Here is a 24,285-nt window from a genome sequence, read left to right as displayed (position 1 = left end):
ATGTCCTCGCAGCAAATATTGGCTGGGTTTCACGCTGTCACCGCGCGTCTGCGCCATGCACCCAGTACCATTCAGCAAATTTATATAGATGCCAGCCGCCAAGACAAGCGCATGGCGGGGCTCATGTCGCAGGCTGAAGCGGCAGGGCTGAAATGCTCTGCGGTGCCTGCCGAACGTCTCGACGGTTTGGCTCGCGGCACACGTCACCAAGGTGTGGTGGCATTGGCGCAAGCTAATGAATTGGCCAACGATCTTGACGAAATTCTCGATACGCTCGAAGCACAAGGCACAGCGCCATTTCTGCTGCTGTTAGATGGCGTCACTGACCCTCACAATCTGGGGGCTTGCCTGCGTACTGCGGATGCAGCAGGGGTGCATGCCGTGATTGCACCGCGCGATCGTGCCGTGGGCTTGAATGCCACGGTGCAGCGTGTGGCCTGCGGCGCTGCCGAAACTGTTCCTTATCTTATGGTCACCAATCTGGCACGTACCATGCGCCACTTGAAAACACGCGATGTGTGGGTGGTGGGTACCGATGATCAGGCTTCCGGAGACCTATACCAAGTGCAGGCGCGTCGCCCCATGGCCTGGGTAATGGGGGCCGAGGGCGAAGGTATGCGCCGCCTGACTCGGGAAACCTGTGATGAGCTTGTGCGCTTGCCCATGTTAGGGGCTGTGGAAAGCCTGAATGTCAGTGTGGCCAGTGCCATTTGCCTGTACGAAACCGTGCGTCAACGTCAATCAGCCTAAGACGCCTTTTGTTCCTTCACATTCCAGCCATCTCTCAGGGCTAATCATGTCAGACCAAGGTTTTACCACCGCTATTGTCCACTCTGATCGTCGTGCAGGCATAGAGCATGGGGCTATACATAAACCCCTGCATCCGTCTTCCGAATATGCGTTTAATGACGCGCGAGAGTTGGCGGCGGTTTTTCAAGGCAAGTCGGGCTTTACCTATGCGCGCCAAGGCACCCCTACGACGGCGGCGCTGGAAACCAAGGTGACTGCTATGGAAGGCGGCCTGGCTTCTGTCAGCTTCGCCACCGGTATGGCGGCGTTGACGGCTATTTTTTTCACGCTGTTGAAGCAGGGTGACCACCTGATTGCCAGTCAGTTTATTTTTGGTAATACCAATAGCTTGCTGATGACACTGGCAGGCTTAGGGGTAGAGGTAACTTTGGTCGATGCGACCGACGTAGAGCAGGTGAAGGCGGCCAAGCAAGCCAACACACGCATGGTTTTCGTGGAAACCATCGCCAATCCCGGTACGCAAATTGCCGACATGCAAAACATTGGCCGTTGGTGTAACGAAGAAAACTTAGTCTATGTCATCGACAATACGCTGACCACGCCTTGGCTTTGCCAAGGCAAAAAGATGGGCGCTTCTTTGGTGATGAACTCGCTGTCAAAGTATATAGGCGGACATGGCCATGCCTTAGGTGGGATGGTGACCGAGACCGGCTTATACGATTGGCAGCAGTACCCTAATATTGCCGATGTCTATCGCAACGGCAACCCGACCTCTTGGGGGCTCACGCAGATCAAAAAGAAAGGCTTGCGTGATATGGGGGGGACGCTCTCGTCCGATGCGGCGCACCGCATAGCGGTCGGTGCGGAAACATTGGCTTTGCGCATGGAGCGTTCTTGCACGAATGCGATGGCGCTGGCGCGCACACTCAGTTCGCATCCTAAAGTGGCACGTGTGCACTATCCAGGATTGCCCACTCATCCGCAGCATAAGCGTTCCCAGCAGTTTTTTGGCAATCATCATGGTGCGTTAGTGGCGATAGAGTTAGCGCCTTCCATCGATGTTTTCGACTTTTTGAACCATTTGAAAGTGTTTGTGCTCGCCACGCACTTGGGTGATACACGTACTTTGGTGTTACCCGTGGCGCACACCATCTATCACGAGATGGGGCCGGAGCGTCGGGCGTTAATGGGAATTGCAGATGGTTTACTGCGTGTTTCGGTGGGCATAGAAGACATAGCTGATCTTATCGGTGACTTTGCCCAGGCTTTGGAAAAGGCAGGCTGATTTACAATTCCTAAAACGTTTTTTTCCTGAAAGGCAGTGTTGGTGCGGGTTTTCAGCGTTTTTTGCTTGACACTGTATGTTTTCAAAGGCTTAATACGCCTTAACCGGATGGCATCTTTGGCGCCATCTTCAGGTTGCCAGCAGACGAAGCAATCCTTAGAGTTTTCTGTCTGGCAGCAGCACCAGCACCATCCGGGTGCTGTGTTTTTTTTGGTGCCAAGCGTTCTCCCACGCTTGGTAAAAAATTATCTTCAGGGGTGATTCTTAAATGAACAAAACAGAGCTCATCGAACACATCTCCACCAAGGCTGATCTGTCCAAGGCAGACGCCGGCCGGGCGCTTGATGCGTTCATTGGCGCGGTCAAGACTACGCTCAAAAAGAAAGGCACAGTTACGCTGGTTGGTTTCGGTACCTTCGCCGTGTCCGAGCGCGCTGCTCGCACGGGTCGTAACCCGCGCACGGGCGAAGCTATCAAGATCAAGAAGGCGCGCGTGCCCAAGTTCCGTCCCGGCAAAGCCCTGAAAGACGCCGTCAACTGATTCAGGCGTGCAAACGGGCAGCTTTTGCACTGCTCGTTTGCCCTGCAGGCAGCGGTACGCTATAATTCGCTTCGCTTTTGCAATGAGTCGGCCCCGCAGCAAAAATAGTTTGCTGCAAAAACAGGGGTGCTTAGCTCAGCTGGTAGAGCGGCGCCCTTACAAGGCGTAGGTCACAGGTTCGACCCCTGTAGCACCCACCATTCATTGCTAAAGAAATCAAGCACTTAAGGAAACTTAAGTGCTTTTTTTCTGCCCATTTGCCAACTCAAGCGGTAGCCTAAGAGAGTCTTAGCCAAGCAAAAAGAGCTTGCTACCTACCGCACTACACCTAGAGCAATCTAAGTGCCTTTTTCTTTTCCATCTCGCATTGACTGCAGTGATCTGGTTAAAGGCCTGCCAATTTGTAACTTCGATATTGGCGCTGCTTGGCTGAAATAGCCTAGTGAAAACCACGAGAATCAGCACAAAACATAATTTACAAAAACTTATATTCGGGTTTGACACTGCTTTCCTCAGTCTCTAGCATGAATTACAGGCTGATCAGCATTCTTAAGCAAAGCGAGTGCAGTTTCATAGGCCATGATTTCTGCCATTCGCGACACTTAATAAAGGGAAAACCATGAACAACGACATCGTGGCAGGTAAATGGAAGCAGCTGACAGGTAAGGCCAAGGCCGCCTGGGGTGACTTAACCGATGACGAATTGACCAAGACCGAAGGTAATGCCGAACGTCTGGCTGGCCTGATTCAAGAGCGTTATGGAAAAACCCGGGACCAGGCCGAAAAAGAGGTGCGTGATTTCTTCGATCACAATCGCTGACTCCTTTCAGGAGGCCGTGGATAACCCCAGCACCTAATCAGGAGAAGCACCATGCTTTATTACGCCGCCGTATTTTTTGTTATCGCGATCATCGCTGCCATCTTGGGTTTCGGGGGCATTGCCGCCGGGGCTGCGGGCATAGCCAAAGTGCTGTTCTTCGTGTTCTTGGTGTTGGCGCTGCTGTCCATTCTCAGTGGCGTGTTGCGTAAATAACGCCGCTCTGCACAGCACGATTTTCGTTTCGATTATGCAAAAGAGCGCTTAACGCGTCTTTTAAGGAGCATGCTATGAAAGCAAATACCATGAAGTTTCGCACCTTGTTATCTGCCACCATTCTTGGATGCGGGTTGGCGTTAGGCGGCGTTGCGCACGCTAACGACGATGGCAAGCCAGCTCAGTCCGTTGGCGAATATGCTTCTGATGCGGCAGTTACTACCAAAGTGAAGGCTGCATTCGTGGGACAGAAAGAGCTGAGTGCTCTGGAGATTTCAGTGGAAACCAACAACGGGGTAACTACCTTGAGTGGTACCGTTGGCACCCCTGCTGAGATTGAACTTGCCGAACGCGTTGCAGCCGATGTAGAGGGTGTAAAGCAAGTGGACAATCAATTGAAGGTGGATCCGGCAAAGGCCAACTGATCGTGACTTAAGCTTGGCTACCTCGCCTGCCCTTCCCCTGGGCAGGCGTTTTTTTAGCTGTTTTTTAACAGTATGCTGCTATCGACTTGATCCAGACTGGTTTTGCCGCAGAAAGCCAATGACAGGTCGAGCTCTTTGGCAATGATTTCCAGGCAACGGGTGACGCCGGCTTGGCCGGCAGCCCCTAGGCCGTACAGAAAGGGGCGGCCTATCATGGTGCCACGCGCACCCAAAGCGATGGCTCTTAATACATCTTGTCCGCTGCGTATCCCACCGTCGAGCCAGACTTCAGTGCCTTGCTTTACCGCTGCCACAACACTGGGCAAAGCCTGAATAGACGACGGCGCGCCGTCTAATTGGCGCCCGCCGTGGTTGGAAACCACAATGGCGTCAGCGCCATGGCGAACGGCCAATTCAGCATCCTCGGGGTCAAGGATACCTTTCAAAATGAGCTTGCCTCCCCACAAGTCTTTAATGCGCGCTACGTCATCCCAATTCAGGCTGGGGTCGAACTGCTCGGCTGTCCAGGAGGCCAGGGAAGACATATCTGTCACGCCCGTAACATGCCCGACGATATTGCCAAACTGGCGACGTGAAGTGCGCGCCATGTTCAGACACCAGCGTGGCCGTGTGGCTAAGTTCAATAAATTGCGCAGGGTAGGTTTGGGCGGCGTACTTAAGCCATTTTTAATGTCTAAGTGACGTTGGCCCATGACCTGAAGGTCGAGTGTCAACACGAGTGCGGAGCATTGAGCGGCTTTGGCTCGCTCGATGAGCCTGCGCATGAATTCCCGGTCACGCATGACGTACAGTTGAAACCAGAAGGGTTGCTGCACATGGGTAGCGATATCTTCGATCGAGCATATGCTCATCGTAGATAAGGTAAACGGCACACCGAACTGGTGCGCAGCTCGCGCCGCAAGGATTTCGCCATCCGCATGTTGCATGCCGGTAAGGCCCGTTGGTGCCAGCGCCACTGGCATGGCGACGGGGTTGCCCAGCAAGGTAGAGCGTATTGAGCGTTGGGCGATGTCTATAGCCACGCGCTGGCGAAAAAGCAGGCGCTGAAAATCCGCCTCGTTAGCACGCAAAGTTTGTTCAGTCCATGAGCCTGAAGCAGCGTAGTCGTAGAACATGGTGGGGACACGACGTTTAGCCAATGCTTCAAGGTCTTTGATGCAGGTGATGCGAGCGAGGTTAGTCATGAGAGGGGCATGCTAGCTTTAACTGCGGTAGTTTAGCGGTTTTAGCCAGCTTGCTAGAAGGCTAGGATTCAAATATCACGCTTTCTTTAGTAGTCCTCACAGCTAAGCTTAAGTTTGTAATATAATGTTTCTGTTGCTGTTTCTGCTGCGATGCAAGCTTTACGGCGGCTGTGCGGCTGTGCGGCTGTGCAGCTGTGCCTGTAGGGCTCAAGTCGCGGTTCTTTACAGAATTACTACATGTTAGAGTGGGCAAATCGATATGCCTGGGGTAGCATCGCGGTCTGTGTCTCATAGCCTAGGCAACTTACCGACTTACCTCTAAAAGCCGTACCGCTAGTGGGCCGCAGCGCCCAGCTTCACTGCCTTTCGGCAGGGGTGGCAAGTTATGATTGAGTTGTTACCGGTTTTTTGATTTTTATTTGCCCAAGGGGCCAGGATGAAGAATTTTGCGTTGATCGGTGTCGGTGGATACATAGCGCCACGGCACATGAAGGCCATCAAGGAAACGGGTAACGAGCTAGTGGCGGCGCTAGATCCCAACGACTCGGTCGGCATTATCGATAGCCATTTCCCAGAGGCCGAGTTCTTCACAGAGTTCGAGCGCTTCGACAGGCATGTAGACAAACTGAGCCGCGCCAATCATGCCAAAAAAATCGATTATGTAGCGATCTGCTCGCCTAATTATTTGCATGACTCGCACATGCGCTTTGCCTTGCGCGCGGGTGCCGATGCCATCTGTGAAAAACCTTTGGTTTTAAACCCCTGGAATATTGACGGCCTGCTTGAGATTGAAAAAGACACAGGGCGCAAAGTTAATACCATTTTGCAACTGCGCGTGCATCCCGCCATCATGGCGCTGCGCGACAAGATTCAAACACAAAGCAAGGGTAGTAAGCACGAGGTCGATCTCACCTACATAACCTCCCGAGGCCACTGGTATTTACAGTCCTGGAAGGGAAGTGTGGATAAATCCGGAGGCATCGCCACCAATATCGGTGTGCATTTTTTCGATATGCTGCACTTTATCTTCGGAGAGCTGCAAGACAACAAAGTGCATCTTTCAAGTGCTACCAAGGCCGCAGGTTATCTGGAATACGAGCGTGCACGTGTGCGGTGGTTTCTTTCTGTGGATGTCGAGGACGTGCCTGCGCAAGCGCGCGAGGCGGGGCAACGCACTTACCGCTCTATTACCGTTGACGGCGAGGAAATCGAGTTCTCTGGCGGTTTTACCGATTTGCATACGCGCAGCTACGAAGAAATTCTTGCCGGGCGTGGCTTTGGCCTAGAGGAAAATCGTATCGCCATCGAGACGGTTTCGCATATTCGGGGCGCCGCATTGTCGCCCCTGACGGGTGATTACCATCCTTTCCTGAAGCGTTAACAGTCGGCCCGTCTTTGAAACCTTCAGCAGGATCACCGCAAGCCGTTGGTCTGGATTTCCGTCAAGATATCCAGGGCTTGCGCGCTATCGCCGTGTTGGCGGTGATGGTGTTTCACGCGAATGCCCAGTGGTTGCCGGGCGGTTTTGTCGGCGTAGATATGTTCTTCGTCATCTCCGGCTATATCGTGTCCAGGTTGATTCTGAGTCCCGAGCGCAAGTTTCAATGGGCGGGCTTCTACCTGGGGCGCATCAAGCGCATCGTACCGGCCTACCTGGTCATGTTGCTGGTGGTGGGGCTAATTGCCGCCTTGTTACTGGTGCCGCAAGATTTTGCGTTTTTCAAAGATAGCCTGGGCAGTGCACTGATCTTCAATAGCAATCACTATTTTGCAGGGTTTGGTGATTACTTTGCACCCAGCTCCGACGAGCTCCCGCTGCTGCACACCTGGTCTTTGGCCATAGAAATGCAGTTCTATCTTGTTTTGCCTTTTCTGCTGGTGTTTCTGCCCAGACGCGCCTTGCGCTATGGCCTACCTGTGTTCGTCATTGCCGTTCTGGCTTGGTCTGATTATGCGATAGCGCAGCAACAGTCCCTGTATTTTTCCTTATTGGCTCGCTCGGCCGAGTTCGGATTCGGGGTGTGGTTGGCTCTGGTACAGCCTTCGCTGCGCCTGAGCACCCGGTTTACCGAGCTTGCCGGCATTTGCGGCGCAATACTGCTTGTGCTGGCTTTCTGGTTTACGCCCCAAACCACCTTTCCCGGGACATGGGTGTTGTTGCCGTGTGTGGGAACCTCATTGCTCTTGGCCGCCCGCGAGTCCCGCTTTAATAGGCTGATTTCCTGGCGTATTTTCGGCGCAATTGGCGCAATCTCTTATTCCCTTTACTTGTGGCATTGGCCGATTCTGGCGTTCATGCGTTATTACACGCAGCAATACGAGCTTGAAGCGTCGTGGCTGGTTTTCTATGGCATGGCTGCGTTTATTCTGGCTTTTCTTTCGTATCGATACATAGAAACGCCTTTCAGGAGTAGGCAGAACACCCGAAGGCTGATAGGCGCAATGCTGGGGCTTGTGGCATTGCTAGGCGGGCTGCAAGCAAAAGGTTCGGTGCTGAACGCCGGCGCAGTGGCGGCGCTGCCTGAAGAACGTACCCGCTACGCTCAGCCCCAAACCATATGCCATGGTCAGGTGGTGCAAGCGTGTATCCGAGGGGACCAAAGCAAGAGGCCTTCTGTGCTGGTCATCGGGGATTCGCACGCGGCGCAATTAAATTTGGCTTTTGACGAACTGGGCAATCGGCAAGGCCTGGCCTTCAAGGTGGTGACGGGGAGCAGTTGTGTCCCCATACCCGAGTTCGATATTGCGCGTTTACCGAGCTGGGCACAACAGGCTTGCGCCGAACAGATTGCCTATGTGCAAGGCCAAGAGCAAGACGTGGATGTCGTGGTGTTGGCCGCGATGTGGCAATATCAGAATGAAAGCCGTCTTTTCATGCAGGCATTGGAAGACTATTTGGCGTACTTGAAGGAGCGCGACGTGCGGGTTGTTGTATTGGGCCAGGTGCCCATGCTGAGCTCAAACGTGATCCGTATGCATCGTTTTGCCCAGCTTGGCTTGCCAAGGCAGCCGGTCAAGGTGCTTTCCACCGGGCAAAGCGATAAGCAGATCAGTGATTTGATCGCAGCCTACGAGAACGCTCGTTTCGTACAAGCTGCGGATTTTGGCCTGTTCAGCAGCCCGCCCATACATGCCGGCGAATACATCTATATGGACAGCCATCATCTGAACGAAAGTGGTGCACGCTTGTATGCGCAAGAGTTAGAAAAGATTTTCCCGACCTTGATCCAAAGTAAAGAAGGTAAATAGGCATTCATCATGAACTACTTCCAACATGACAGCGCTATCGTCGACGACGGTGCCCAGATCGGTGAGGGCTCGCGAGTTTGGCATTTTGTTCACGTGTGTGGTGGGGCTCGCATTGGCAAGGGCGTGTCTCTGGGGCAAAACGTTTTTGTTGGCAACCAAGTCGTCATAGGTGATCACTGCAAAATTCAGAACAACGTGTCGGTTTACGATAATGTCGTGCTCGAAGAGGGGGTATTTTGTGGGCCCAGCATGGTGTTCACGAATGTCTATAACCCCCGCTCACTCATTGAGCGAAAAAGCGAGTATCGGGACACGCTGGTCAAGAAAGGCGCCACCTTAGGTGCCAACTGCACCATCGTCTGTGGCGTCACGATAGGGGAGTACGCCTTTGTGGGCGCTGGCGCGGTCGTCAATAAGGATGTGCCTGCCTACGCTTTGATGCTTGGAGTGCCGGCGCGCCAGGCGGGCTGGATGAGCGAGTACGGTGAACGCCTGGAGCTGCCCCTTAGTGGCGAACAAGAGGCCATTTGCCCTCACACCGGCGATATTTACTCGCTAAAAGGTAAGACGCTTAGCAAAAAAGCTCGCGATTAAGCCCCTGATTTTTATCAAGGGCAGTGCTGAAACTTTGCTTGGATATTCGACATGATCCCATTTATAGATTTGGCTGCACAACAGCAGCGCATTCAATCTCAAATACAGGCCAACATCAGCAAGGTGCTGGCGCATGGGCAGTACATTCTTGGCCCTGAGGTTGCCGAGCTGGAAGAAAAACTAGCGGCTTATGTGGGGGCCAAGTACTGCATCAGTTGCGCGAATGGCACAGATGCCCTGCAGATTGCGCAGATGGCCTTGGGCATAGGCCCTGGTGACGAAGTCATCACTCCGGGGTTCACTTATATTGCGACGGCCGAAACGGTTGCGCTGTTGGGCGCCAAGCCTATCTACGTAGATGTGGATCCGCGTACTTACAACCTGGATCCCGCTTTGCTAGAGGCCGCGATTACCCCTCGCACCAAGGCCATTATCCCCGTCTCTTTGTATGGGCAATGTGCGGATTTCGACCTGATCAATGCGGTGGCACGCAAGCATGGTATTGCGGTGATCGAAGATGCCGCGCAAAGCATGGGGGCGACTTACAAAGGTCGTAAATCCTGTAACTTGAGTGATATTGCCTGCACTAGTTTCTTTCCCAGCAAGCCGCTGGGCGCTTATGGCGACGGCGGCGCCTTGTTTACGAACGATGAGGCCCTGGCTAAGGTCATTCGCCAAATTGCCCGCCATGGGCAGGATAGGCGCTATCACCATATCCGGGTGGGCATCAATAGCCGCCTTGACACCTTACAAGCAGCCATCTTGCTGCCAAAACTGCAAATACTCGATGACGAGATAACGCTGCGCCAAGCAGTGGCGCAGCGCTACGCGACAGGGCTGGATGCCATAGGGGTACGCACGGGGCCCCAGGTTTTGGAAGACAACATCAGTGTTTATGCCCAATACACAATCCAGGTGGCAGATCGTGCCGGCGTGCAGGAAAAATTGAACAAGGCAGGGGTGCCTACCGCCGTGCATTACCCCATTCCTCTCAATAAGCAGCCTGCCGTAAGGGATGATGCAGCCAGTCTGCCCGTTGGCGATGCCGTTGCCGAGCGCGTCATCAGTCTACCTATGGGGCCCTACCTTAGCCACGAGCACCAAGACCAGATATTGAATGCCTTGAACTCGGCCTTGAGTGGCTGAGGGTTGCTTGACACATGAGTAGTTTTTGGCGCAGCGTAAGCTCTGTTTTTATGGGCACTTTGTTGGCCCAGGTGATTCCCATCGCGGGGGCGCTGGTCATCGCGCGCCAATACTTGCCCGAGGCTTTCGGGGTGTATTCCGTATGGCTGGGCGTCGTCACTTTTCTCAGTGTGGTTTTAACAGCGCGCTACGAAGCCGCACTGGCGCTTGAGGAAGACGGCGCAGCGCGGCAGTATGCCGTGTTTGCAACGGTGATGATGACGCTGGTGCTGACCGCGCTGGCTGTTGTGGTCATCGGCGCCATGGCTTGGCTCACACCGTCCTGGCTGGATGAGCTCTCTGCAAGAGGGCTGTTATTGCTTACGCCTTCAGCCCTTGCTTTGGCCTTATCCCAAATTTGGCAGTCATGGGCGGCAGCCGAGGGTAGCTATAAATACTTGTCGGTCATGCGTATTGTTCAAGCAGCAGGAATCACCTTGCTGCAAATTCTGGCGGGCGTTTTTCTTGCCACAGCCGACGCCTTGGCGGCGGCCTATTTGGCAGGGGTATTGCTGGGTTGCTTGGTGTCGGTCATTGTGCTGCGTATAAACATTGTGTGGAAATGGCGTGCAATCTGGCCGGCCAGCAAAATCTTTTGGTATCGACAGAAAAACTTCCCCATTTTTGCGCTGCCGGCAGACTCCATCAGTGCCGCGTCCGCCCAGTTGCCTGTTCTGATTGTTGCGGCCAGGTTCGGCGCAGAAACCGCAGGTTGGCTGGCGATGGCCATGCGTATGTTGGGGGCGCCTATAGGCTTGCTCGGCAAGGCCGTGCTGGACGTGTTCAAAAGACGTGCTGCGCAAAGCTTTCGCGACAGAGGCGAATGCCGCGCAGACTACCTTCAAACGTTTCAGGTATTGGGGGCGGGTTCGCTGGCTTTCTGCCTTGTCATGTTTTTTTGGGGGCAAGAGGCTTTTGTTCTGCTGCTGGGGCCTGAGTGGGCGCAGGCCGGTGTTGTAGCGCTGTGGCTGACACCGCTTTTCATGATGAGGTTCATCGCCAGCCCCTTGAGCTACATGGTCTACATTGCGGGTAAACAGCATCTAGACCTGTTCTGGCAGGCAGCCTTGCTGGCCGTTACGTACTTTAGTCTTCATTTGCCCCAGCAGCATGATCTGGCCTTGCAACTTTATAGCGCCGGATACAGCTTGCTTTATGTGGTGTATCTCGTCATGTCGTATCGCTTTAGTCTTGGGAAAAACAGATGATTGCCATTATTGACTATGACGTAGGCAATATCTCGGCTGTGGCAAATATGCTCAGACGCGTGAATGCGCCGTGCACGATTACCGCCCAAGCAGATGTCCTTGAGCAGGCCGACCGCATTATTCTTCCTGGCAACGGCTCTTACGATGCATGCATGCGTAATCTGCGTGCCACGGGTTTGTTGCCTGTGCTAGAGCAGAAGGTACTGGGCGAGGGCGTACCCTTGCTGGGCATATGCGTAGGGGCGCAGATGTTGGGCCAAAGCAGCGAAGAGGGCAAAGAGCCCGGCCTCGGTTGGCTGGACATGAAGGTAAGGCGCTTTCCAGAGATGCCGGGTATGCGCATTCCGCATATGGGCTGGAATCAGGTGGTGACGGGCGCTACCCCGCACAGCCTGGTGCAAGACCTGCAAGCGGATGCGCGTTTTTATTTTGTGCACAGTTATTATCTGGATCCAGCTGCTCCCGCAGAGGTCATGTTGACGGCCCAGTATGGGATTCCGTTTGCCGCCGGCGTTGCCAAGCGCAATATTTATGGTGTGCAGTTTCACCCCGAGAAAAGCCATCGTTTTGGCAAACAGCTGTTATCCGCGTTCGCAAAAGGTGCCTGAATGTATCGTACGCGCGTTATTCCTTGTTTACTGCTGCGTGGCAATGGTTTGGTCAAGACCAAGAAATTCAAAGACGCCGTCTACGTAGGTGACCCGGTCAATGCCATGAGAATCTTCAGCGAGAAAGAAGCTGATGAAATTGTGGTGCTCGATATAGACGCCTCGCGTGAGGGCAGGGAGCCCAATTACGAATTGATTGCGGAAATGGCCGGCGAAGCGTTCATGCCCATGGCTTATGGCGGCGGCATACGTACGCTTGCGCAGGTGCGACAACTGATACGTTCCGGCATAGAAAAAGTTGTTATCAATACGGCAGCAACGGAATCCACTGCGCTGATACGCGAAGTTGCCGACATTTACGGTAATCAGGCAGTGGTCGGGGCGGTGGACGTCAAGAAAACCTTGTTTGGAGGCTTTCGTATCGTGGCCAAATCGGCTACGGTCGAGACCAAGCTGGACCTTCAGGCGCACGTACAAAGTCTGGCCCAAGCCGGGGCCGGCGAGATCCTGATCAACAGCGTGGACCGTGACGGCATGATGGCCGGCTATGATTTGCCGCTCATTCAGCGTGTGGCGCAAAGCGTCCACGTTCCCGTCGTGGCCTGTGGGGGGGCAGGGAGCATCGAGCACCTACAGCAGGCGGTCAAAGAAGGCGGGGCTTCTGCCGTGGCGGCAGGCAGCATGTTTGTCTTTCATGGCAAGCATCGTGCGGTGCTTATCAACTATCCCAAAGACATAGCGTTTCCATGACAGCGGCTGTGCTCATCTCGTGGCGGCATAGTGTCTCTCGCCTCTTGTGGGTGTTCGGGCTTGCCATGGGCATCCTGGCTGTGTATAGGCTGCAAATCGCTGAAACGAATGCCTATATGGGGTATGTGCTGTTTCCTCTGGATGCTGGTTACGCTTTTGCCATACTGCTGTCCTTGTTACTTGTCAGCGTTGTTATATCCATCAGGATTGACAAGCCTTCCGATTTTTTTCGCCTGCTATACAGCCTTTTCGTGCTGCTGCCCTATGTCGTGTTGCACGGCATCCGGGGGGAAATCGTCTTATCTCGATACTTTATGGATTTGGCGGTGCTGGTATTGCCGGTGCTTTTGTTGGCGATCAGCAGTCCGCTGGTGCCAGCCATACGCATGCCGGGAGTGCTGAAACAAGGGCAGGTGTTGTGGATATTGTTATGGCTATGCCTGCTAGGCCTGCTTTATGCCTTGTACAAGGCGCCGGCATCGGCTGGGTTCGGGCTCGCAGATGTTTATACCCGGCGCCTAGAGGGGCGTGACATCTTCCCTGACCGTTCTTTTTTCGCTTATCTCAATATGGCGATTGTTAACGGCTTTGCGCCTTTATTGGCTTTTATGGGTGGCTGGTTGGGTCGATGGCGTTATTTCATGTTCGCGTTGTTATGTGCCGTTGCGTATTACTACGTCATAGGTTTGAAGCTTCCAGTAGTATTCGTATTGCTTTCGTTCCTGCTGGGATACGCAGGCAGACGCGGTAGGCTTAGAGACATCGGGATGCTGATTTGCGGGCTGTTGCTGGCGCTGTTTCTCGTCTTCTTATTCGAATACCTAATCTTTGGGTTTTCGTACGTCGGTGATTACTTCTTTCGACGTGCCTATGGAGTTTCCGCCTTCATGATGGCGGTGTATTTTGACTTCGTCAGTGCTAGCGGAGCCTCTATGGGGTGGTCTATGCTGAATGGCATAGAGGCGAGCCAACCTGTCTCTTTTGTCATCGGAGAGCAGGTTCTGGGCGACCCTGGGCTAAATGCCAACACCAACAGCCTGCTACACGCGCTTGCCGATGGTGGCGTGCTGGCTTATGCCGCTACAGTGTTGTTGGTGATTGTGGTTTTTCTAATCTTGGATTCCGCGTATAAAAGCAAGGGCAATCCGGTGCTTTTATACCTAGGTTTTCTGTATGCGATCTTGCTAACCGAGCAGGCCGCCACCATTGCGCTGATTTCCTCAGGTGTGGGGGTGTTGATACTGCTTTTCCTTTTCGCCAGGGCAACAAGCTCGGCGATGGCGACGAGGCAGTTGTCGTACTGAAGCGCTTGGCTTTATAAGCAAACTCCAAAAAATTTTCTTATTGTCTGGTATGAATAAAAACTCTCCCGAGCAGGTTTGCAGCCGATGCGTCATGGATACATCGGACCCTGACATCACTTTCGATGAGCACGGTGTTTGCAACCATTGCATCAAGTTTGATGCGGTGACGCGCCCCAACTGGTTTCCCAATGCAGAGGGAGCCGAGCGTCTTGCAAAGATGGTGGAGCAGATCAAGGCGGCCGGGAAAGGGCAGGAATACGATTGCATTTTGGGTCTGAGCGGCGGGGTTGACAGCTCTTACCTGGCCTTGAAAGCCCGGGAGTGGGGGTTGAGGCCATTGGTTGTGCATGTGGATGCGGGCTGGAACAGCGAACTGGCCGTGGCCAATATCGAGGCCATCATCAAGTACTGCAACTACGATTTGCATACCCATGTCGTGGATTGGGAAGAAATGCGCGACTTGCACCTGGCCTATTTGCGGGCGGGTATTTCCAATCAGGATGTTCCCCAGGACCACATATTCTTTGCCAGCCTTTACCATTTTGCGACCAGCAATGGCATTCAGTATATTTTTTCGGGGGGCAATATTGCTACCGAAGGCATTTTTCCGGATGCCTGGCACGGGAGCGCCATGGATGCCATCAACCTGAAAGCGATTCATCGCAAATACGGTGAGCGGCCCCTCAAGCATTACAAAACCATCAGTTTCTTTGATTATTATTTTTGGTATCCCTTCGTCAAGAAGATGCGTACCGTTCGGCCTCTGAACTACATGCCCTACGACAAAGAGCAGGCTCTGCAAGAGTTACAGCAGACCATAGGCTACAAACCCTATGCACGTAAGCATGGCGAGTCTCTCTTTACCAAACTGTTCCAGAACTACTATTTGCCGACCAAGTTTGGCTACGACAAAAGAAAACCCCATTTATCCAGCCTGATAGCCTCCGGTCAAATGACGCGAGAACAGGCTCTGGAGAAATTGGCCGAGCCTTTGTATGACGCAGACGAGCTGGAAACGGATATTGCATATTTTTGCAAGAAGCTCAGGATTTCAAGACAGCAGTTTGATGAGCTGATGCAAGCACCCATTCACCATTACACCGATTTTCCCAATTGGGATGCCCGGCATCGTCTGCTTAAGAAGGCCCAGGCATTGGTGACTGAAGTCACCGGGCGTCGCATCAAGGTGTATTCATGATCAAAGTCTGTCATCTGACGTCAGCACACCCCCGTTTTGATACACGCATTTTTCTTAAAGAAAGCTGTTCATTGGCGCAAGCCGGTTATCAGGTCAGTCTGGTAGTGGCTGATGGGAAAGGCGATGAGAAGGTGCGGGAGGTTAGTATTTACGATGTGGGCGCTTCTAGCGGACGATGGGATCGCATCAGAAACGCGCCTGCGCGCGTATTAAAAAAAGCGCTTGAACTGGATGCTGACCTTTATCATTTTCATGATCCCGAACTCACCTCCGTGGGTTTGAAACTAAAGAAAAAAAACAAGATCGTTATCTTTGATGCGCATGAAGATGTACCCAGGCAGCTTTTGAGCAAACCCTATCTGAACCGGCCTGCGCGCTGGGCGCTTTCTCATGGTGTGGCCATTTACGAGAAATGGGCGTGTCGCAAGTTCGATGGCGTGATTGCGGCGACCCCTTTCATTCGCGATAAATTCCTGAATATGGGTATTCATTGCATAGACATCAATAACTATCCACTGTTGGGTGAACTCTCGCTGGAAAACATAGATTGGGCCCAAAAGAAGAACTGGATAAGCTATGTCGGCGGCATTGCTGAAATACGTGGAATTTTCCAGATTGTTCAAGCCATGGAGCTAATGCGTAGCGAAGGGCGTTTGGCCTTGGCAGGAGAGTTCGGAGAAGCTCATACGCAAGAAGCGGCGCAGGCAGCGCCCGGGTGGCGCCATGTAGATGCATTGGGGCAGTTGTCTCGAACAGAAGTACGGGATTTGTTGGCTGGCAGCGTGGCGGGTTTGGTGACCTTTCTCCCGCTTCCCAACCATATCGATGCACAGCCGAACAAAATGTTCGAATACATGAGCGCCGGGGTTCCTGTCATTGGGTCGCATTTTCCGCTTTGGAAGCAGATTATCGAGGGTAATGCCTGTGGGATATGTGTGGACCCCGAGCAGCCGCAGCAGATCGCCGATGCCATGGATTATTTGTTGAATAATCCCGAGGCGGCTTGCCAAATGGGCAAGAACGGCCAGCGAGCAGTGCAAGAAAAATATAACTGGACGATGGAAGAAAGCAAGCTGATTGATTTTTACCAAACTCTGGTCAAGCGGAGGGCTGCATGAAAAAGATCATCACGATTGTGGGTGCGCGCCCGCAGTTCATCAAGGCTAGCGTGGTCTCTAAAAGCATTAAAGAGTCGGGCGCAATGCAAGAGTTGGTGGTGCATACCGGGCAGCACTTCGACGCCAATATGTCAGACGTGTTTTTTGAGCAGTTGGGGATCAGCAAACCCGCGTTCGAGTTGGGTATCCATAGTGCCAAGCATGGGGAGATGACCGGCAGAATGCTCATTGAAATAGAAAAAATCTTGATTCAAGAGCAGGCGGATCGTGTCATGGTATACGGAGACACCAACTCGACCTTGGCAGGTGCCTTGGCGGCTTCCAAACTACATATTCCTGTGGCTCATGTTGAGGCGGGTTTGCGTAGTTTCAATATGCAGATGCCCGAAGAAATCAACAGGATACTGACGGATCAGCTCAGTGATATTTTGTTCTGCCCCACTGAAACAGCCGTAAGTAATCTAAGAGCCGAAGGCTTTGAAAGCAAGCCGGTTGCCATACACAATGTGGGCGACGTCATGCAGGACGCGGCCTTGCATTTTGCCGCCAAGGCAGTACCACCCTCGGGATTGCAGGGCCACACGGGCTTCATATTGGCGACGCTGCACCGAGCAGAAAACACCGACGACTTGGCGCGCCTGGCCGATATTGTTCAGGCTTTAAATGACGTACATAAAAATCTGGCCACAGTCGTTTTGCCCTTGCATCCTCGCACACGTAAAGCGATACAGCAGGCTGGCATACACCTAGAGGTCGAGGTCATCGACCCTGTTGGCTACCTAGAGATGATCTGGCTGCTCGAAAAAGCAGAGTTGGTCATGACTGATAGCGGTGGCGTGCAAAAAGAAGCTTTCTTCTTTGGCAAATCCTGCGTGACATTACGTGATCAAACTGAGTGGGTTGAACTTGTGGAAGTAGGGGCCAATACCTTGGTGGGCGCTGACCCAGAGCGGATACGGGCCGCCGCACAAAGCGCATTCGGCCGGCGAGTTCAAGACACTCAGCAACTGTATGGTGGTGGTCAAGCGGCCGCTCGCATCGTTGCATTAATGAATTAATAGGCAAGCAGACACGGATATGTGTGGAATATTTGGATTGGTTTCTGGAAGCGCGGTAAAAGCTTCCAACTTGAAAGTGCTTGCTGAACACGCCAGACAGCGTGGTAGGGATTCGAGCGGCTTGGTGTACGAGACGCCAGCTGGCTATGTGATTGAAAGAGCCGACAAAGACATAAATTGGCTGCTCAAGCGCACCAACCACAAAAAATCTCGGGTTGTTTTCGGCCATAGTCGTTTGATCACCAATGGCTTGTCCGACAACCAGCCTGTTGTGCGCGAGGATGTCTTCGTGATTCACAATGGCATCATCGTGAATCACGAAGAGTTGTGGAAACACATATCTTCTAAAAGGCTGCAGCAGATTGACACCGAGGTGATTGCGGCCTTGGCCGTTGAGCACGTCAAGCAAGGTCGAGATTTAAACGAGTTGGCAGAGAAGGTCTTGTCGCTGTGCAAGGGCGTAGTAGCGTGCGCAATTGGGTTTCCCAAGCTAGGCAAGCTGATGATCTTTTCAAATAACGGCAGCCTTTATCTCGGTGCGAGCCAAGACGAAAAAGCATTTTCTTCCGAGCGCTATCCTCTTGAGAAACTGGGCTTCTCAGATATCCAGCAAGTTAGGCGTGAGCCCGTTGTTATTGACATCCCGCTTAGCGCAGCCGACTTGAAGGTGTCTGATTTTTCTAAGCGGCGCAATAACATTGTTCCTGCCCTGCAGAGTAATCTTCAAGAGGCTGCTCTGCTTGAGTACCCCGAGCACCACCTTAGGCGCTGCACGAAGTGCATACTGCCCGAGACCATGCCTTTCATTGATTTTGATGAGCATGGGGTGTGCAACTATTGCCGAGCTTACAAGCCGCGCAATATTCCCAAGCCCAAAGAAGAGCTTTTCAAGCTGGTTGAACCCTATAGGCGTAGCACGGGCATTGATTGCATAGTGCCGTTTTCGGGCGGGCGCGACAGCTGCTATGGGCTGCATCTGATCGTTAAAGAGTTGAAGATGAACCCAGTTACCTATACCTACGACTGGGGTATGGTGACCGACCTGGGGCGCAGAAACATCAGCAGAATGTGTGCTGAACTAGGCGTGGAAAACATTATCATTGCGGATGACATAGAGAAAAAGCGCCGAAATATTCGGGTCAATCTGCAGGCATGGCTGAAGTCGCCTCATTTGGGCATGATCAGCATGCTTACTGCGGGCGACAAGCATTTTTTCCGCCACGTTGAAACGGTTAAGAAGCAAACCGGGGTAAGTCTGAACTTGTGGGGGGTGAATCCCCTGGAAGTGACCCATTTCAAAGCCGGGTTCTTGGGTATCCCCCCAGACTTCGACGAAAAACGGGTGTATATGCATGGTTGGCAAAAGCAGATTGAATATCAAAAACTGCGGTTCAAGGCTATGTTAGCCAGCCCGGGGTATTTCAATAGTTCGCTGTGGGACACTTTGTCGGGTGAATACTACCGAAGCTTCACCGAGAAAAAAGATTACTACCACATCTTTGATTATTGGCGCTGGGACGAAGCGCTGATAGATGGCACCCTGATCAATCAATATGATTGGGAAACCGCCATTGATACGAATACGACCTGGCGGATAGGTGACGGTACAGCTGCGTTCTACAACTACATTTATTACTTGGTGGCAGGGTTTACCGAGCACGATACTTTCCGTAGCAACCAAATCAGAGAAGGTGACATCAGTCGGGAACAGGCGCTTGAACTGGTAAAAGACGAGAATCGTCCCCGCTATGAAAACATCAAGTGGTATCTAGACGCCTTGGGCATGGACTTTGCTGAAGTCATCAAGGTGGTGAATAAGATTCCGCGACTGTATTAAGTGCCTGGGAACAGCCTTACATGAAAAAAACGATTTGGTATGTGTCGAAGTATTTTGAGTCGCCGACGGAAAACTCCCCCGGTGGTCGGCCCTTTCTGGTTTGGAAAGAGCTAGCCAAAGATGGTTTTGATGCGGTCGTCATCACCTCCGATTCCAACCACCTGATGTATGTGCCTAAGGTCGAGGGCAGCGTGCTAGAGCAGAACCTTGAGGGGGTAAAGGTTTACTGGCTCAACACACTCAAAATCACCACGGCCAAATCTTTTAGGCGAATTCTTAGCTGGTTGCACTTCGAGTTCAAGCTGTTCTTCATGAATAAGAAAAAGCTGCCCACCCCCGACCTTGTCGTTGTCTCTAGTCTCTCGCTTCTGACGATATTGAATGGCTTTCTCTTGCGTCGCAAATACGGGTGCAAGCTGGCTTTCGAGATTCGCGATATTTGGCCAATGACGTTGACCGAAGAGGGGGGTTACAGCAAAAGCAATGTTTTTGTGCGGGTGTTGGCCTATATAGAGAAGCTGGGCTATAAGCATGCCGACTACATCATAGGCACCATGCCTAATTTAGGCGAACATGTAAAAAACGTTCTGGGCTACGAAAAACCCGCATATTGCTTGCCCATGGGAGTGCCGAACGAAGTCATAGACATATCTACCGACCTGGTAGATGCAAGTTATTTCGACCAATACTTTCCAAAAGGGAAGTTTTTCGTGGTTTACGCCGGTACGGTGGGTATTACCAATGCCTTGGATATTTTCTTTGAATGTGCCCAGAAGATGGCTGGGCATGAAAACATCCATTTTGTGGTGCTGGGTGACGGTGGGCTCAGGGCGAGCTATCAAGAAAAATATGGTTCCTTGCCCAATCTGACATTTGCCGCAAGAGTAGAAAAATACCAAGTGCAGTCGGTGCTAAGCCGCGCGGACGTGCTGTATTTGTCCACCTTTCCATCCGAGATCTGGCGTTATGGCCAGTCCTTGAATAAGATGATCGACTATATGTTGGCGGGTAAACCTGTCATTGCTTCGTACAATGGCTACCCCTCTATGATCAACGAAGCTGAGTCTGGTTACTTCATTCCAGCCGGTGATCTGTCGGCCTTGGTAAGCAAAATCGAAGCGCTGTATGCCCTGCCTGAAACAGAAAGGGTAGAGATAGGGAAACGGGGGCGACGCTGGCTTCTGGAAAACCGAAGCTATCAAAAGATAAAAGACGATTTTGTGAAAGATTTCCTTTAAGCCGCGGTCAATATCGCTCACACGGGCCAGAGGATGCAAATGAACGTGCTTTTGACGGGTGCCAATGGTTTTCTCGGAAGATTCTTGCTGGGCTATCTGTCTGAGCAGGAAGATGTCTGGGTGTTTCCCGTCTATAGATCAAGCTCCCATATACCGCAAGGTTTGGGGGCCAAGGTGCAGCCCTGGCTGGTAGAGCAGCCTTTCGAGACACACGCTTGGGAGGCCGAGCTAGATGGGATGGATGTCGTTGTTCACGCTGCCGGAAAGGCGCATGTCCCAGCCGGCCAGAACGATAGACTCGAGTTTCAGCGTGCCAATGTCGAGGCCACGATGAATCTGGCAAGGCGGGCTGCGCTGGCGGGGGTTAAGCGCTTCGTTTTCATTAGTTCCATTGGGGTCAATGGCAATACTAGTGATGTGCCCTATACCGAGGAAAGTGTGCCCCAGCCCAGTGGCGCCTATGCAATCTCGAAATACGAGGCCGAGCTCGCACTATTGAAGTTGGCTGAGACTTCATCTATGGAGGTCGTGATCATCCGGCCCCCCCTTATTTATGGGGCAGGGGCTCCAGGAAGTTTTGCTCAGTTGCTGCGCGCTGTCAAAAAAGGGGTGCCTCTACCTTTCGGCATGGTCAACAATCGGCGAACACTGGTGGGGCTCGAAAATCTTGCCAGTTTGATACTCGTTTGTCTCCATCATCCGGGGGCTGCCAACCAGGTGTTTCTGGCGGGAGACGCCGAAACCGTATCTACTACCGAGCTATTGAGAACCATGGCGGAAGGCTTAGGTAAAAAAAGTAGGCTGCTTCCCATTCCTTTGTCCTTGCTTGAGGCTGTGGCTGGCGTATTTGGCAAAAAAGACCTCATGGATAAGGTCTGTGGCAACTTGCCGGTTGACATCGCCAAAGCCAAGCGGCTGCTGGGTTGGAGCCCACCGCTTAGCTTTCGGGAGGCCATGCTTGGGTCGTTACGGGAAGGGGTCAAGTAAGCAGGCCGGTTATCGCTGCGTCTTACTGCGTAGCGCAAGCAACAGAAAAGCAGATTCAAGTAATGGGGCGTGGTATCGCCATGACCCTGTCACAGGCTTTAATTTTTGAGGTTGTGTTCGTGACACGTATTTTCGACGTCATTTTCTCGGTGCTGGGCTTGGTGGTGGCTTCACCCGTGCTGCTGTTCATCTATGTTGCGGGTTTATTCGATACGGGTTCTCCGCTCTTCAAACAGGAAAGAGTGGGAAGGCATAAAAAGCCTTTTGTACTGGTCAAGTTTCGCACCATGACGGTGGGCACGGCGTCAGTGGCTACCCACCTTGCCGCCTCGGCCTCGGTGACCCGGATGGGCGCTTTTCTGCGCCGTACCAAGTTAGACGAGCTGCCGCAGCTGTGGAATGTGCTCAAGGGCGAAATGAGCCTGGTCGGCCCGAGGCCCAATCTATTCAACCAAAGCGAACTTATCGTCGAACGTGAGGCTTTAGGGGTGTATACGGTTAGGCCAGGCATTACCGGCTTGGCGCAGGTGGCGGGCATAGATATGTCGACGCCGGCTTTATTGGCGGAAACTGACGCCAAAATGATCCGGGAGCTATCGCTGCCCATGTACTTCAAGCTGATCTTTCAAACTATTGCCGGCAAGGGCAGTGGTGATAGGGTCGTGCATTGAAAGTGGTCGCACCCAAAGCTTCAGCAAGGAATATTCGCCAAAATGCATGTCAGTGTCTCGGTTCGTAGTTTATTAGTATGGCTGTTCGACTTGGTGTCGGTGGTTGCGGCGTGGCTACTGGCTTTTCTGCTGCGATTCAATTTTGAATGGCCAAGCGCTTTTGCGGAAACGATACTGCTGGTGCTGCCGGTCTTGATACTCGTGCAGCTCGTGGCTTGTCGGTGGGCGGGGCTATACCGGGGAATATGGCGCTTTGCCAGCTTGCCTGATCTCTATCGTGTGTTGAAAGCGGTCGTGGTGTCTGCTGTGGCGCTGTTGGTGATCGTGGTGTTGGGGCTGGGGCAGTTCGTGATTCCACGCTCTGTCGTGGCGCTTTACCCTTTCCTGCTTCTGTTCCTGATGGGGGGCGGCAGGTTTGCATGGCGCATGTGGCGTGAGCGCGATTACTACTTGCACCGTCAGCGCGGCAAGCCTGTGGTGGTGGTCGGTGCGGGTACGGCGGGTGCCATGCTGGTGCGGGAACTGGCGCGCAGCAACGATTGGCGAGTCGTGGCTCTGGTAGATGACGACCGTAGCAAATGGGGGCGCGAGCTGGCCGGGAAGCCGGTAGAGCAAGGCGGGGTGAGGGCTTTAGCCGAGGTGCTGACGCGCTGGGGGGCCCGTCACGTGATTCTGGCCATGCCCTCGGCCAGCGCCGAGGTTTTGCAGCGCGTGGCGCAGTTGGCGACAAAATCGGGCGCCAGCATGTTTACCGTACCCGGGCTGAATGAGCTGATGAGCGGGCGGGTGGCCATCAATGTGATGCGGCCCGTCAAAATAGAAGACCTGCTGGGCCGTGAAACTGTCAGTATCGATAGCGAGAATGTCAGTCGCATGCTTGAAGGCAAGCGTTTGCTGGTAACGGGGGCGGGCGGTTCAATCGGCAGCGAGCTTTGTCGTCAGCTGTCTAGGTTTGCGCCTGAGTGCATTGTGTTGGTGGAAACCAGTGAGTTTGCGCTTTACATGATTGATCAGTGGTTCAAAGAACACCAGCCTGGCGTCAGGGTCATTCCCTTGGTCGGCGATGTTAAATGCCGCCATCGCATGCAGGAAATATTCGAGGCATGGCAGCCGCAAGTTGTTTTTCACGCAGCGGCATACAAGCACGTGCCGCTCATGGAGATAGACAATGCCTGGCAGGCCCTGCGTAACAACGTAGTAGGTACTTACCTGGCTGCCAAGTTTGCGCAGCGCTTTAACGCCGAAAGATTTGTGCTGATCTCTACCGATAAAGCGGTGAATCCCACCAATGTCATGGGGGCCAGCAAACGTTTAGCCGAAATGGTGTGTGAGCGGCTTCAACATCAAGCCGGTGTGACACGGTTCGAGGTTGTGCGTTTTGGTAATGTGTTGGGCAGCACCGGCAGTGTGATCCCCAAGTTTCAGCAGCAGATTGCGCATGGTGGGCCGGTGACGGTCACGCATCCCGACATCACCCGCTACTTCATGTCCATTCCCGAGGCGGCACAGTTGGTGTTGCAAGCCGCTTCCATGGGGCAAGGCGGCGAGATCTTCGTGCTGGATATGGGTGAGCCAGTCAAAATTGTTGATTTGGCGCACAACATGATTCGGCTTGCCGGTTTTGCCGAAGATGAGATTCGCGTCGAGTTTACGGGTTTGCGGCCGGGCGAGAAACTGTATGAGGAGTTGCTTGCCGATTCCGAGGAAACTTTGGAAACACCGCACCCTAAGCTACGTATTGCGCAGTCCAGAGAAGTCGCAGAGGCTTTGGATCAGCAGGTAGAGCGTTGGTCGCAGCAGGAGCAGCCCCTGGGCGACGAAGAAGTGCGTAAACTGCTTAAGCACTGGGTGCCGGAATACCAACCTTATTCCTTTGAGTAAGCGCCTTCCGAGCTGTAAGCGTGCCGTCCACTTCCTGAGTCGGCAATCTGTCGTGTGTTTCGCAAGGCTGTTTGGTGAGCTAGGCGTAACCATGTGTGGCATACGGCTTTTTCACGATCTATCCGTTTTAAACTGTCGCAGTTAAAAAATTGGGTGGTAG

General features: G+C 53.0%; 23 protein-coding genes and 1 tRNA gene. 23 read left to right on the top strand and 1 reads right to left on the bottom strand.

Annotation, left to right across the window (positions count from 1 at the left end; translation table 11 throughout):
- The 7 genes from rlmB (at window position 1) to H0484_RS05675 (ending at window position 4,034) form a co-directional block, all read left to right on the top strand.
- Window positions 1-750, top strand: coding sequence for a 23S rRNA (guanosine(2251)-2'-O)-methyltransferase RlmB (gene rlmB / locus H0484_RS05705; protein WP_226953536.1), 750 nt, complete (start codon window positions 1-3; stop codon window positions 748-750).
- Between the two features lie 46 nt (window positions 751-796).
- A complete protein-coding gene (locus tag H0484_RS05700; protein WP_226953534.1) occupies window positions 797-2,035 on the top strand; it encodes a cystathionine gamma-synthase family protein in 1,239 nt (412 codons plus the stop codon).
- A 268-nt stretch (window positions 2,036-2,303) separates the two neighbouring features.
- Window positions 2,304-2,576 carry an HU family DNA-binding protein gene (locus tag H0484_RS05695; protein ID WP_226953532.1) on the top strand — a complete coding sequence of 91 codons (273 nt, stop codon included), beginning with the start codon at window positions 2,304-2,306 and terminating at the stop codon, window positions 2,574-2,576.
- Window positions 2,577-2,700: 124 nt separating this feature from the next.
- Window positions 2,701-2,776, top strand: a tRNA-Val gene (locus tag H0484_RS05690).
- 419 nt (window positions 2,777-3,195) lie between these two features.
- Complete coding sequence (locus tag H0484_RS05685; RefSeq protein ID WP_226953530.1) at window positions 3,196-3,396, top strand: CsbD family protein; 201 nt, start codon at window positions 3,196-3,198, stop codon at window positions 3,394-3,396.
- 51 nt (window positions 3,397-3,447) lie between these two features.
- Window positions 3,448-3,609 (top strand): DUF1328 domain-containing protein, encoded by a 162-nt coding sequence (locus tag H0484_RS05680; protein ID WP_226953529.1) that lies wholly within the window; start codon window positions 3,448-3,450, stop codon window positions 3,607-3,609.
- An 89-nt stretch (window positions 3,610-3,698) separates the two neighbouring features.
- Complete coding sequence (locus tag H0484_RS05675) at window positions 3,699-4,034, top strand: BON domain-containing protein (protein ID WP_226953721.1); 336 nt, start codon at window positions 3,699-3,701, stop codon at window positions 4,032-4,034.
- Window positions 4,035-4,087: 53 nt separating this feature from the next.
- Here the strand turns inward: H0484_RS05675 and H0484_RS05670 are convergent, their stop codons facing one another.
- Complete coding sequence (locus H0484_RS05670) at window positions 4,088-5,239, bottom strand: alpha-hydroxy acid oxidase (RefSeq protein WP_226953527.1); 1,152 nt, start codon at window positions 5,237-5,239, stop codon at window positions 4,088-4,090.
- A 436-nt stretch (window positions 5,240-5,675) separates the two neighbouring features.
- On the opposite strand from H0484_RS05670, the gene H0484_RS05665 reads away from it, so the two are divergent.
- The 16 genes from H0484_RS05665 to H0484_RS05590 all read left to right on the top strand — a co-directional run bounded on the left by H0484_RS05665 (window position 5,676) and on the right by H0484_RS05590 (window position 24,125).
- A complete protein-coding gene (locus tag H0484_RS05665) occupies window positions 5,676-6,620 on the top strand; it encodes a Gfo/Idh/MocA family oxidoreductase (RefSeq protein ID WP_226953525.1) in 945 nt (314 codons plus the stop codon).
- A 14-nt stretch (window positions 6,621-6,634) separates the two neighbouring features.
- Window positions 6,635-8,488, top strand: coding sequence for an acyltransferase family protein (locus H0484_RS05660; RefSeq protein ID WP_226953524.1), 1,854 nt, complete (start codon window positions 6,635-6,637; stop codon window positions 8,486-8,488).
- Between the two features lie 9 nt (window positions 8,489-8,497).
- Window positions 8,498-9,082 carry an acyltransferase gene (gene wbpD / locus H0484_RS05655; RefSeq protein WP_226953523.1) on the top strand — a complete coding sequence of 195 codons (585 nt, stop codon included), beginning with the start codon at window positions 8,498-8,500 and terminating at the stop codon, window positions 9,080-9,082.
- A 51-nt stretch (window positions 9,083-9,133) separates the two neighbouring features.
- A complete protein-coding gene (locus tag H0484_RS05650) occupies window positions 9,134-10,228 on the top strand; it encodes a DegT/DnrJ/EryC1/StrS family aminotransferase (protein WP_226953521.1) in 1,095 nt (364 codons plus the stop codon).
- 14 nt (window positions 10,229-10,242) lie between these two features.
- Entirely contained in the window at window positions 10,243-11,475 is a 1,233-nt protein-coding gene (locus H0484_RS05645) for a lipopolysaccharide biosynthesis protein (RefSeq protein WP_226953520.1), read from the top strand.
- Window positions 11,472-12,083, top strand: a complete 612-nt coding sequence (gene hisH, locus H0484_RS05640; protein WP_226953516.1) for an imidazole glycerol phosphate synthase subunit HisH — start codon at window positions 11,472-11,474, stop codon at window positions 12,081-12,083. Before H0484_RS05645 ends, hisH begins: the two co-directional genes overlap by 4 nt.
- A complete protein-coding gene (locus H0484_RS05635) occupies window positions 12,084-12,833 on the top strand; it encodes an AglZ/HisF2 family acetamidino modification protein (protein ID WP_226953514.1) in 750 nt (249 codons plus the stop codon).
- A complete protein-coding gene (locus H0484_RS05630) occupies window positions 12,830-14,137 on the top strand; it encodes a hypothetical protein (protein WP_226953511.1) in 1,308 nt (435 codons plus the stop codon). Before H0484_RS05635 ends, H0484_RS05630 begins: the two co-directional genes overlap by 4 nt.
- A 49-nt stretch (window positions 14,138-14,186) precedes the next feature.
- Window positions 14,187-15,335 carry an N-acetyl sugar amidotransferase gene (locus tag H0484_RS05625; protein WP_226953510.1) on the top strand — a complete coding sequence of 383 codons (1,149 nt, stop codon included), beginning with the start codon at window positions 14,187-14,189 and terminating at the stop codon, window positions 15,333-15,335.
- Window positions 15,332-16,453 (top strand): glycosyltransferase family 4 protein, encoded by a 1,122-nt coding sequence (locus H0484_RS05620; protein ID WP_226953509.1) that lies wholly within the window; start codon window positions 15,332-15,334, stop codon window positions 16,451-16,453. Before H0484_RS05625 ends, H0484_RS05620 begins: the two co-directional genes overlap by 4 nt.
- On the top strand, window positions 16,450-17,511 hold the full coding sequence (gene wecB, locus H0484_RS05615) for a non-hydrolyzing UDP-N-acetylglucosamine 2-epimerase (protein ID WP_226953508.1): 1,062 nt from the start codon (window positions 16,450-16,452) through the stop codon (window positions 17,509-17,511). The genes H0484_RS05620 and wecB overlap by 4 nt, the downstream gene beginning before the upstream one ends.
- Window positions 17,512-17,587: 76 nt before the next feature.
- Window positions 17,588-19,348 (top strand): glucosamine 6-phosphate synthetase, encoded by a 1,761-nt coding sequence (locus H0484_RS05610; RefSeq protein WP_226953720.1) that lies wholly within the window; start codon window positions 17,588-17,590, stop codon window positions 19,346-19,348.
- A 20-nt stretch (window positions 19,349-19,368) separates the two neighbouring features.
- Complete coding sequence (locus tag H0484_RS05605; protein ID WP_226953507.1) at window positions 19,369-20,586, top strand: glycosyltransferase family 4 protein; 1,218 nt, start codon at window positions 19,369-19,371, stop codon at window positions 20,584-20,586.
- Between the two features lie 39 nt (window positions 20,587-20,625).
- The gene (locus H0484_RS05600; RefSeq protein WP_226953506.1) at window positions 20,626-21,573 is read left to right on the top strand and encodes an NAD-dependent epimerase/dehydratase family protein; all 948 of its coding nucleotides are present in this window, start codon (window positions 20,626-20,628) and stop codon (window positions 21,571-21,573) included.
- Between the two features lie 80 nt (window positions 21,574-21,653).
- Window positions 21,654-22,244: a sugar transferase gene (locus H0484_RS05595; RefSeq protein WP_226953505.1), complete on the top strand. Its 591-nt coding sequence runs from the start codon at window positions 21,654-21,656 to the stop codon at window positions 22,242-22,244.
- A 42-nt stretch (window positions 22,245-22,286) separates the two neighbouring features.
- On the top strand, window positions 22,287-24,125 hold the full coding sequence (locus H0484_RS05590) for a polysaccharide biosynthesis protein (protein WP_226953504.1): 1,839 nt from the start codon (window positions 22,287-22,289) through the stop codon (window positions 24,123-24,125).
- Window positions 24,126-24,285 lie beyond the last annotated feature (160 nt).

Source organism: Mesopusillimonas faecipullorum (assembly GCF_020539505.1).
In the GTDB taxonomy this organism is placed as follows: Bacteria; Pseudomonadota; Gammaproteobacteria; order Burkholderiales; family Burkholderiaceae_B; genus Mesopusillimonas; species Mesopusillimonas faecipullorum.
Note: the sequence above shows the minus strand (reverse complement) of the source record. Positions and strands in the feature narration are given on the sequence as shown.

Excerpts from the sequence above, each read along its gene's own strand:
- rlmB (WP_226953536.1), top strand. The coding sequence starts at position 1 with ATGTCCTCGCAGCAAATATTGGCTGGGTTTCACGCTGTCACCGCGCGT.
- H0484_RS05700 (WP_226953534.1), top strand. The coding sequence starts at position 797 with ATGTCAGACCAAGGTTTTACCACCGCTATTGTCCACTCTGATCGTCGT.
- H0484_RS05695 (WP_226953532.1), top strand. The coding sequence starts at position 2,304 with ATGAACAAAACAGAGCTCATCGAACACATCTCCACCAAGGCTGATCTG.
- H0484_RS05685 (WP_226953530.1), top strand. The coding sequence starts at position 3,196 with ATGAACAACGACATCGTGGCAGGTAAATGGAAGCAGCTGACAGGTAAG.
- H0484_RS05680 (WP_226953529.1), top strand. The coding sequence starts at position 3,448 with ATGCTTTATTACGCCGCCGTATTTTTTGTTATCGCGATCATCGCTGCC.
- H0484_RS05675 (WP_226953721.1), top strand. The coding sequence starts at position 3,699 with ATGAAGTTTCGCACCTTGTTATCTGCCACCATTCTTGGATGCGGGTTG.
- H0484_RS05670 (WP_226953527.1), bottom strand. The coding sequence starts at position 5,239 with ATGACTAACCTCGCTCGCATCACCTGCATCAAAGACCTTGAAGCATTG.
- H0484_RS05665 (WP_226953525.1), top strand. The coding sequence starts at position 5,676 with ATGAAGAATTTTGCGTTGATCGGTGTCGGTGGATACATAGCGCCACGG.
- wbpD (WP_226953523.1), top strand. The coding sequence starts at position 8,498 with ATGAACTACTTCCAACATGACAGCGCTATCGTCGACGACGGTGCCCAG.
- H0484_RS05650 (WP_226953521.1), top strand. The coding sequence starts at position 9,134 with ATGATCCCATTTATAGATTTGGCTGCACAACAGCAGCGCATTCAATCT.
- H0484_RS05645 (WP_226953520.1), top strand. The coding sequence starts at position 10,243 with ATGAGTAGTTTTTGGCGCAGCGTAAGCTCTGTTTTTATGGGCACTTTG.
- hisH (WP_226953516.1), top strand. The coding sequence starts at position 11,472 with ATGATTGCCATTATTGACTATGACGTAGGCAATATCTCGGCTGTGGCA.
- H0484_RS05635 (WP_226953514.1), top strand. The coding sequence starts at position 12,084 with ATGTATCGTACGCGCGTTATTCCTTGTTTACTGCTGCGTGGCAATGGT.
- H0484_RS05630 (WP_226953511.1), top strand. The coding sequence starts at position 12,830 with ATGACAGCGGCTGTGCTCATCTCGTGGCGGCATAGTGTCTCTCGCCTC.
- H0484_RS05625 (WP_226953510.1), top strand. The coding sequence starts at position 14,187 with ATGAATAAAAACTCTCCCGAGCAGGTTTGCAGCCGATGCGTCATGGAT.
- H0484_RS05620 (WP_226953509.1), top strand. The coding sequence starts at position 15,332 with ATGATCAAAGTCTGTCATCTGACGTCAGCACACCCCCGTTTTGATACA.
- wecB (WP_226953508.1), top strand. The coding sequence starts at position 16,450 with ATGAAAAAGATCATCACGATTGTGGGTGCGCGCCCGCAGTTCATCAAG.
- H0484_RS05605 (WP_226953507.1), top strand. The coding sequence starts at position 19,369 with ATGAAAAAAACGATTTGGTATGTGTCGAAGTATTTTGAGTCGCCGACG.
- H0484_RS05600 (WP_226953506.1), top strand. The coding sequence starts at position 20,626 with ATGAACGTGCTTTTGACGGGTGCCAATGGTTTTCTCGGAAGATTCTTG.
- H0484_RS05595 (WP_226953505.1), top strand. The coding sequence starts at position 21,654 with ATGACCCTGTCACAGGCTTTAATTTTTGAGGTTGTGTTCGTGACACGT.
- H0484_RS05590 (WP_226953504.1), top strand. The coding sequence starts at position 22,287 with ATGCATGTCAGTGTCTCGGTTCGTAGTTTATTAGTATGGCTGTTCGAC.